We start from the raw sequence: 2,894 nt of genomic DNA on the forward strand, positions 1-2,894 counted from the left end.
GCCCGGCACCCCGAAGGCGACGGGCCCATCGTCATCGCCTCCGCCTTTGAGGAGGACATCGCCTGGAACCTGAAGCAGGCCGGGCTGACCGACGTGTGCGCCTTCCGCGACAGCAGCCGCCACATCCTCTGCGAGGGCATCTACGGCCTGCTGCCCGAGGGCGAGCGCTTCACCCTGCTGGACGTGGGCGCGCGCGACGCGGTGAACGACGAGCGCTGGCTGGGCATTCCGGCCTCGCGCATGCGCCTGTACGGCTTTGAGCTGGACGACGAGGGCTGCGAGGCCATGAACCGGGAGATGGCGGAGAGCGGCATCGAAGCGCGCTTCTTTCCCTATGGCTTGGCCGGCGCCGCCGGGCGGCGCAGCTTCCACCACAGCACCCGCCACCCGGGCAGCAGCTCCCTGTATCCCTACAACATGGAGCTGTTCGGCCGCATCAAGATGGCCGACAGCCACGAGGCGCACAACCTTGCGCAGTTCCTGGAGCCCATAGAGAGCCTGGAGGTGCAGGTCAGCACCCTGGACCAGTGGAAAGCCCGGCACGACGTGGCCAGCGTGGACTTCATGAAGCTGAACGTGCAGGGCGCGGAGCTGGAGATACTGCAAGGCGGCGAAAGCCTGCTGCCGGAAGTGCTCGGCCTGTTCACAGAGGCCGCCTTTGTCGAAAGCTATGTCGGCCGGCCGCTGTTTGCGGACCTGGACCGCTATCTGCGCAGCCAGGGCTTCACCTTCTTCACCTTCATCGGGCCCATGTGCATGGGCCGCAACGCCTCGCCGGTCACCACCCGGCACCTGCCAAGCTTCCACGCCTGGCACGGGCAGCTCATCGAGGCCCACGCCCTGTACCTGCGCGACCCCATCGCCGCGGAAAGCCGGGGCCAGGACATGCGTCTCTACACCAAGGCCAACATCCTCAAGCTGGCGGCCCTGGCAGAACGGCACTGCCAGACGGAGTTCGCCTTCGAGGTGCTGGCCTGGGCCGAACAGAAGGCCGTCACGGAAGGCGACCACGATTTCGCCGCCGCGCTGCGCGCGCTCATCGACGGCGCGGCCCGCAGCTATCAGGAACGGTTCAAATGAGCACGCGGGCGGCCGATGCCCCGGGGCAGGGGGAAGCGGAAACGCTGCAAAAGCTCGCCCGCTTGCCCGAGGTGCGGACGGCCCTGACGCAGATCATCACCGTTGACCCGCAGTTCCAGGCCCTGCGCGCGCGCATCGCGGCCAGACGCCTGGACAGCCTGCCCGCGGGCAGCAGGGTGCTCCTTTCAGGCTGCGGGGAGGTGTCGCGGCAACTGGTTGAGTCCCACCCCCAAAGCTTGGCCCGCCACGATCTCGCCTTCACCGACGGCGCCGCGGAGCGCCCCGAAGGCTTCCTCGGCCAGCGCTGGCTGACCGCCGGGGACGCCGTGGCCTTCGACCCGGAGCACGCCTTCCTGCTCACCGCCACCTACGAGACGGCCATGCGCCAGCGCCTGGAAGGCCTGCCAGCCGGACGCATAGCCACCCTGCGGGAGATCCTGCGCGCCGCGCTCACCGAGGCCGACATCCTGGAATGCCTGGAACACATCAACACTCAGGCCCGGAATACCGCCCGCGCGCTGCGCGAAGCCTTCCCCGCGGACGAAAAGACCCTGTACCTGCCGGATTCCGACTGGTACGGCGCGAACCTGCTGGTGCTGCGGACCCTGCGCGAGCGCGGCTGGCGCGTGGTCATGGTCGTGCGCGCGAACACCATCGCCAACCTGAACGCCCAGGCGCTGACGGCCGAGGGCTTTGCGGACCATGTCTTCCTCAGCCCGTCCGCCGAGTATTCCACGGTCTTCAGCCTGTGCCTGTGCGCAACCTTCCGGTTCAGCGCCGTGGTGCTCTGGGTGCTGTACGCCAACGTGCAGTACGTGCAGAGCATAATCCGCCACTCCCTCGGGCCGGTCATCGCCCAGTACGACTCCTTTCTGGAGACCATGCTGGACGATGAGCGCTTCGCCGCCGGGTTCTATGAAAAATACGGCACGACGCGTGAAGAGGCCCTGGAGGCGGAGCGGAACATCATCACCAGTTGCGGCGGGATGCTGTACAGGAACGAAGATCATGTCATCCGGTATTTCGAGGACAAATACGGGAGCCGGAAGCCGAAGCACAAATTTCTGCGCGCCGTGGACGCCCAGATCCACGCGCGCAACGCCCAGGTGCGGAAGTACTCGGCCGACAGCGGCGAACTGCACATCGCCTTCATCAACTCCATCCAGTTCGCCGACATGATCACCGAACAGGTGGCGTTTCCGCTCTTCTGCATCTACGAATTCGTGGAGGCCTGCGCCAGCCAGGGCATACACCTGAGCATTTTCAACCCCGAGGACTTCGGCGCCGTGCCGGAGTTCGACGGATTGCGCCGCATGGCCGCGGCCAGCAAGTACATCTCCTACACTCCGGCCATTCCCAGCGCCGAACTCATGGCGCTCTTGCCACGCTTCGACTTCGGCTGGATGTGCCGCCGGATAGACACGGTGCGTTGCGAATTCCCGCGCGTGCACCTGCCGCACACTATCTTCACCTACTTAAGCGCGGCGGTGCCGTTCATCGTCGGCCCGGAGACGCGATACATGGCCGACATCGCACGTGAAAATGGCATCGGGCTGGTACTGGAAACAGCGGACTGGCCGCAGGCTTCAGGGATTCTGCGCGGCTTTGACCGTGAGCAGTACCTGCGCAACGCGGGACAATACATCGAAGGCCTTGCGCCCGAGCTTCTGGGAAAGAGGCTGGCGGCTTTTCTCGATTCCATCGCCGCGCGGTAAAGCATCCGCAACTGCCACTCGCAGCCTGCCGCCCTTCCGGGCTGGCGGTCTATTGCTCCGCGCTGTGCAAGGCGATGCGCTCCACAGGATCGCAAACAT

General features: G+C 66.0%; 2 protein-coding genes. Both read left to right on the top strand.

Annotation, left to right across the window (positions count from 1 at the left end; translation table 11 throughout):
- A partial coding sequence (locus VN419_RS00965; RefSeq protein ID WP_325643478.1) for an FkbM family methyltransferase occupies positions 1-1,080 on the top strand: 1,080 nt, incomplete at its 5' end.
- On the top strand, positions 1,077-2,795 hold the full coding sequence (locus VN419_RS00970) for a hypothetical protein (protein WP_325643480.1): 1,719 nt from the start codon (positions 1,077-1,079) through the stop codon (positions 2,793-2,795). The genes VN419_RS00965 and VN419_RS00970, both read left to right, overlap by 4 nt.
- The last annotated feature ends 99 nt before the right edge of the window (positions 2,796-2,894 follow it).

The sequence above is a fragment of the Humidesulfovibrio sp. genome, from assembly GCF_035560995.1.
Classification (GTDB): Bacteria; Desulfobacterota; Desulfovibrionia; order Desulfovibrionales; family Desulfovibrionaceae; genus Humidesulfovibrio.